Source organism: Kitasatospora sp. NPDC127121 (assembly GCF_042677305.1).
Taxonomy (GTDB): domain Bacteria; phylum Actinomycetota; class Actinomycetes; order Streptomycetales; family Streptomycetaceae; genus Kitasatospora.
Window position 1 is genome coordinate 85,998 of the sequence record NZ_JBHXTQ010000023.1, and the last position, 6,285, is coordinate 92,282.

The following is a 6,285-nucleotide window of genomic DNA, read 5'->3' on the forward strand; positions in this document are numbered from 1 at the left end:
ACGCCCTCGTGGGCGGGCCCGCCACCATGAGCGGACCTGCCTCCCGGCTGACCAGCAGGAACCCTGCCCGCCCCGGAGGTACCTGACCTCCAGGGGCGGCCAGAACGACGACTGTCCGCTCCGACACCGAGCACGACCGGCCCGGTCAGCACCATCAGGCAGTCATCGGACCAGGATCAGGCCACAACTGTAGGCGCGGGCATGGCCGAAGCCATGGGCGAGGGCGGCCGTGAGTGCTTGTGGGTCCGTGACGCTCAGAGTTCCGCGGATCTCGGCCCGGCTGATGAGCAGGCCCCGGTGGGGGCCGTGGCTGGAGACCTTCGGCAGGATGCGGAGGGCCAGCCGTTCTATGTCGGAGTCGACGCCGAGCCGGACCACTCCGTCCGGGGCCACCGCCGGTTCGCCGACCGGCTGCAGGCGGCGGGCGAACCACGCCTTCACGTGTTCCGGGCGGGTGTGCGGCACCCGTACACCCCTTCCACCTCCGCCGCCTCCGGGAGCCGGCGGCCCGGCCGGTCGGCTGCTGACCGGATTGACGACCGTGCGGAAGTCGAGTCGGTCCCCGATGCGGAAGGTGCGGTCCACCACCAGACTGTGCGGCGGTTCGACCAGCGCCGCTCGGGGCAGGCCGCTCCAGTCGCCGGGGACGGCGGACTGTACGACCAGGGAGAGCCGGGCGGTGCTCAGGTCGACGGTCCAGCTGGACAGCACCTTCATCTGGGCGCGGGCGTCCCGGCTTCCGTCGTCGACCCAGCCGCGGAAGCCGCTCATGACGGTCCGGTGCATGTCTTGGGCATCGATCAGCGACTTGGCGGTATATGGGTGCCTGGCGTCCAACGTGATCAGGGTGTGTGTGGCGACGAATCTGGCCGCCTTGTTGGCGGGAACGGGCTCGGTTGTGCGCAGGGCGTTCACGGGATGATGTCCCATTCGGTGGCGTGCGGGGAGATGGTGATGCGGTGCCGGGACTCCCAGCGCTGCCGGTGGACGGGACCGCTCGCGAGGAACCTCTCGGGCTGGTCGCGGACCGGCCCGACGCCCGGCAGCGGGTGCGGGCTCTCGATCCAGGCCCACCGGGTCTGGCTGACGTTCGGCGGCGGCTGCCCGTCGTCGGCTGCCGGGAGCAACGCCCGGGTTTCGAAGACCTCCGACAGAATGCCCGGGGCGATGCCGACGAAGAGGTCACCCGAGGGCGGGCAGGATTTGCGGCCCAGCCAGAGCAGGCGCTCCGGGTGCTCCAGTGCGTGGGCGATCCGTTCGAGGAGTGCGCGGTCGGAGTGCTGGAGGCCGACGAGGAAGGCCGCGTCGGACAGGTACCAGCGCTCGGTGATCATGGCGTGGCGGCTCACCTCACCTGCGACCAGCGCCCCGGAACGGGGGTCCGCCGCGATCCGCTTCGGTGCGCCGTACCAGGATGCCAGCGCGTGGCTGCCGAAGGATGCGGTCGTGCCCTCTCTCTGCTCCCCGAGCGCTTCCAGGGCCGAGGCCCGGCGGTGGTCCGTCACGAGGTCGCGGGGGCGGACGGGATACCTTCCACCCCCGACGGTGTGGTAATCCCGCATGGGCGTTCCGGGGCGGTCGGCGCGAACACCGAAGAGGACGGACCCGAGTTCGTCGAGCGGATCCTCCCGGTCAAGGCCGAAGGCTGCCGCACAGAGGCCGATCACTCCGGACTTGGTGGGCCGGGTGTGGGTGTCGCGCTGGGCGAACCGGCCTTTGATGCCCCAGGACTGCAGCGGCCCGGCCAACCTGATGAGCAGAACGTGCTGCGGTGCATCGGTCGTCGCGGTGGAGCCGGTCCTGGCAGTAGGACCGGTCGTGGCAGGGGCGTCGGTCACGGCGTGAGGTCCTCGATGGAGTCCACGACGTCCACGGCCCCGGTGGGGTCGACCGTCTCCAGGAGGTCCGCGATCTCCGGTGCGTAGGTGAGGACGCGCGCGGACCGCAGGTCGCCGCGGCGCTTGCTGACGAAGAGGTGGTGCCGCATCAGACGGCGGACCGCCGCCTGGCCGGCCGGGCCCTCGCCGCCGCTGCTCTCGGGGTTCTCGTCCACGGGGTTCTGGAAGGCGGCAGCGTAGTTGTACGGGCGCTCGCCCTCGAAGGCGAGCACGAGTGCCGGCAGCGAGCCGGTGGAGGCGGTGGAGTTCTTCTTCGCCTCCGGGACGGCCTCGACGAAGGCGTTGACGAACTCCGCCTCGGCGGCGGTCGCCGCTTCCTCCGCTTCCTCCGTCTCCATTCCGGCCTGCTGGAGGTTGGCGCGAAGCTGTCGGCGATCCAGGACGGCGTGCCGGTAGAAGGTCCCGGAGATCAGCGACTGGTACCCGGTCATGCCCGCGCCCGCGTCGTCCGCCGTGTCGAGGAAGCTGAGGGCGTTGCGCTTACGGTCGAGCTTCGCGTCGTCGGCCGCCGCGTAGAAGTCCTCGATCTGCTCTGCGGCGTGCACGGTGAAGGCATGGCCGGTCTGCACCGCCCCGTCGACATTGGGCGAGTCGGCGATTTCGGCGAGGAAGCGCCCGTAGAGGGCGATGTCCACAGCGTCACGGGGCGCGATGGCGAGCAGAACGGCGTTGCGCGTGCTCTTGGGGAGAGGGGGGAGGCCTGTGGTGCCGGACTCCGTGGCTGCCTGCGCGTCGTCGTTCTCCTGCTCCTCAGCGTTCTTCGCCGCACCACGGCGGGGTTTCTTCGAGGCCTTCTGCTGGCCGGCGAGGTAGCTGTCGCGCCACGGCCGGATCTCGTCGGCGTTCTCGGCGATGTGCCGGGCGATCCTGGTGCCTGCGTCGGCGGGCGCGAAGACCAGCACCTTGGTCAGATTGGCCACCGTCTTCTTGGCCGGGTCGCCGAACTTCAAGCCGCTCGCCTCGATCACCGCGCGCGCCGTGATCAGGGCCTCCTCCTTCTCCCAGCCGTTCCCGGACGACAGTTCGGCCGCCGCGAGGAGTGCCCACTCCCTTGTCCGGGTGCCCATGCTCCGGCCCTTGAGGGCGCCGATGCCGGCATTGGCCCGGTTGCGGGCGTAGACGCGCTCGGCGCGTCGCCGGGCCTGGCTGGTGATCATGTGCCGTTCGAACCCGCCGTACACAAGGGACTTGGGTTGACCGTTCTCGTCCCTGACCGGGAGCACGGCGACGAGCGTCTCCAGGAGGTGGAGCGAGAGGAACGGGCTTCGAGCGTCTGCGGTCACGCGGTCGCGTCCTTATGGTCGGTCGGGATCGTGTACGTGTCGTGCTGGGGCTACTGGTCCGACGTACCGGGCCTGTTGGTCCTGCTCGGCCTCGGCCTACCGGCTCTGCGGCGAACTGCCGGACGGCCGGCTCCGGTGGACCGGGGCATGGAAGTCGACCGACCACTGGTAGGCGATGCGGGCCTTGCGGTCGTTCCAGAGGATCAGGTCCTCGGTGAGCCGGGTCCAGGAGGGCGGGAGCTGGTCACAGGACCGGAGCCGGACGATGGTGTGCTGAAGGTGCCGCCACGGCACCCTCCGGCTGACGACCACCCGGTCCACGAGCCGCTGCGCGCCCGGGTCGCCCGGGCCCCGTCCTACGCTGTCACCGATGCGCGCCGCCGCCGAACCGAGACTCCCGTAGCCGTAGGCGGGCGTCGGACGGCCCTGGTGGTAGAGCGCGAAGAGGAAGGCCATCCGCTCGAACAGGTCGCGGTGGCTCTCGCCGCCGTACCAGCCGGCCCGGATGTGCGCGTTCGTCCGGCCCCTGGCCCGGCGCAGGTTGGCCAGGGTGCCGTACTCGCGGTTGCGCACCAGGGTGGTGAGCCAGGCAACCAGTGCGGCGCTGTCGTGCGGGAAGGCGTCCTCGACGGGGTACCCGTCTCGGGAGCTGTCCTCAGTCATGGGCGGTCTCCCCCCGGAGTTCGGCCGGGGCCTTCGGATGGCTGATGTCGTCCTCGAAACGCTTCAGGGCGTCCGCCCTGGCCTGGAAGCCCCGCTCGTTGGGCGGGAGGGTGTCGAGGCGGTAGACGAGGTGGGTACGGGCCAGGTCGGTGAGGGTCTGCGTGTACTCCAGGAGCAGGGGCGCGACCGGATCTCCCGGGTTGTCGTACCCCTCATCGATCACTGCCTCCAGCAACTGGTCGAAGGGCTTGGCAGCCTCGGGCCAGAACATCCACCGCGCGTCGAACCGGGACATCTGCCGGGCCTCGTCGGCCGGCCGCGCCACCGAGTAGACCTTCTCCGAGGCGAGGATCGCCGCCCGTTTGAGACTCCACGCCAGGTACTCGGCGATGCGCGAGCCCCGCCGGGACGCACGGTAGAGCTGTACCTCCATCGCTGGGGCGTAAGGGAAGTAGCCGTCCGTCCAGGAGACCGGCAGCGTCTTGTTGGAGACGAGACCGACAGCCCACAAGTGGTAGGGCGCGCCCCGGCAATCCCGCTTGTGCGGCAGCGAGCGCAGTCGCGCGTAGAGACCGGGCTGCGCGTCCTTCACCGCGCTGTACAGGGCGTGCGCCTCCTGCCAGAGCGCGCGCGTGGGCGACGGCCACAGGGGCTTGACCTCTCCGCCCGCGGTCCGGCTGAACACGGCGTCCTGCATGTGCTTTTCCGGGTCCAGTTCGAGGACCTCGCCGGCTCCGATCAACACGCGGTCGACGACGATCGTGCCGTCCGCATCGCGCTTCGGTCGCAACAGGACGGAGCGGCCGAGCGCGCTGTGCAGGTCGGCAGGGCTCTCCGGCACCCGCGGGCGGGCCCGCACAGCGAAGTTCCGGCGGCTCACGGAACCACTGGTCCAGGAGGTGTTGAGCCGGCCCGGGTCTCCCTCGGGCGGATAGAGGTTGAGCCGCAACGTCTCGCCGAACGTACGGCCGAGGGGAACGACCCTAATCCGTCCCTGCAACCGCCCGGTGGACAAGTTGGTGACGGTGGGTCCGAGAATCCTGCCGGTGATCCTCGCCCTGCCGTACGTGCCGTACACGTGCTGGGCGAGCATGGCCCGGAACGCGTCAGCCGCCGGCAGCGACTCGCCGTCCTCGAGGTGGTGGTGGTCGAAGAACTGGTTGTAGTCACCGGCCCGCTCGATGACCAACTGCGCGGTCCCCGTGCCGCTCTCGTCGAAAGAGGGGTCCAGAAGGGAGTTCTGGCCGAGGGGCGTCTCGGGGTGGAACAGGTCCCAGTGCTCGTCCGGCTCACCGGCCAGCCACTCGGCTGCGGAGCGGAGGCTGCGTTCGTCACGGATCCACTCCCGCCACTGCTCGGGCGTGCTCGGACAGGTACCGGAAGCGAAGCAGATGGCCATGACGAACTCGATGACGGCAACGGTCTCGCCCGGGGTCGGACAGTCAATCGTCGTCAAACTATCGGCCTGGTCGAGTAGTTCGCACAACGATACAAGAATCCTGGCCCCTTCGGGCGTCACCGCGGGAATGCACGGCTCTCTCCGTGGGTCCCAACTGAGGCGCTGCTCGGCCAGGGCCCGAGGGTGCGTTCGCGGCAATGCCCTGCCCATCACTTCGTATGATCGCGCCTGTCCGACAAGGGAGTTGGAACTCCTATGCCGAAGCCGACGCTAGCACCCGCGATTGGATCGTGTAGCTCGATCGACCAGATTGCCCCGCCATCCTGGTCCAGGGTGGCGGGGCACCGGCCAGCCCCACACACGCGGGGAAAGCGACCCAGCAAACACTCGCTGCCGTCGACGGTTCATTCCCGCTGCACTGCGGGAGCGTCTCTGCCGTGATGCCGACAGGACTCCATCACATCAACGGCCACGAGCAAGGAACAGAAGGCGCGCCGTAGACTGAAGCGCCGCCGATTCGTTCGGCCGCCCGGCCAGCTTGATGAACGAAGGTCGCAACACCCCGTTCCGGGTCCCGCCCCGCTCGAACGGGGCGGGACCCGACAGCCCGGCTGGAGGGGTCGTTCTCGGAGCCTAAGCTGCTTCGAGAACGGCCCGGAGGTACTCCACCAACTGGACTGTCAGTGCGGCTGCGACCGATGCGAGCCAGATGAGCACCAACTCACTGCCGTTCCGCCTGAACCAGGCACGTAGTCCCACAGACATCTCATGTCCTTTCATCTTGGCGATGTCGGCCCCGACGGTCGGGGCCGACATCGTCGAGACGGTGGCGCCACGCCTCGCACATGGGCAATGTTCCCAGAGCACGGCAGCGCCGGAGCGCAACCGCGCCCTTCTGCGTGTCGCGTCGCCAGCAGAGCTGGCTGCTGTCGAGTTGCCTGGCCAAACTCGACGGCAGCCAGCTCTGCTGGCGAGTTGCCCGCCCACCGCAGTCGGCACCTCGCCGGGACGTAGCGCGCGGCGGGCGCCCGCCGCGCGCTAC

At 69.8% G+C, this 6,285-nt stretch carries 5 protein-coding genes; all 5 read right to left on the reverse strand.

Going from position 1 to position 6,285, the window contains the following annotated elements; translation table 11 throughout:
- Positions 1–162: 162 nt before the first annotated feature.
- The 5 genes from ACFVHI_RS14635 to ACFVHI_RS14655 all read right to left on the reverse strand — a co-directional run bounded on the left by ACFVHI_RS14635 (position 163) and on the right by ACFVHI_RS14655 (position 5,453).
- Entirely contained in the window at positions 163–915 is a 753-nt protein-coding gene (locus ACFVHI_RS14635) for a type I-E CRISPR-associated protein Cas6/Cse3/CasE (protein WP_244293822.1), read from the reverse strand.
- Positions 912–1,838 carry a type I-E CRISPR-associated protein Cas5/CasD gene (gene cas5e / locus ACFVHI_RS14640; protein WP_079136547.1) on the reverse strand — a complete coding sequence of 309 codons (927 nt, stop codon included), beginning with the start codon at positions 1,836–1,838 and terminating at the stop codon, positions 912–914. The genes ACFVHI_RS14635 and cas5e overlap by 4 nt, the downstream gene beginning before the upstream one ends.
- Positions 1,835–3,181: a type I-E CRISPR-associated protein Cas7/Cse4/CasC gene (locus ACFVHI_RS14645; RefSeq protein ID WP_063352463.1), complete on the reverse strand. Its 1,347-nt coding sequence runs from the start codon at positions 3,179–3,181 to the stop codon at positions 1,835–1,837. The genes cas5e and ACFVHI_RS14645 overlap by 4 nt, the downstream gene beginning before the upstream one ends.
- Positions 3,182–3,277: 96 nt before the next feature.
- On the reverse strand, positions 3,278–3,844 hold the full coding sequence (gene casB / locus ACFVHI_RS14650) for a type I-E CRISPR-associated protein Cse2/CasB (protein ID WP_380339069.1): 567 nt from the start codon (positions 3,842–3,844) through the stop codon (positions 3,278–3,280).
- A complete protein-coding gene (locus tag ACFVHI_RS14655; protein WP_380339072.1) occupies positions 3,837–5,453 on the reverse strand; it encodes a type I-E CRISPR-associated protein Cse1/CasA in 1,617 nt (538 codons plus the stop codon). Before ACFVHI_RS14655 ends, casB begins: the two co-directional genes overlap by 8 nt.
- Between the last annotated feature and the right edge of the window lie 832 nt (positions 5,454–6,285).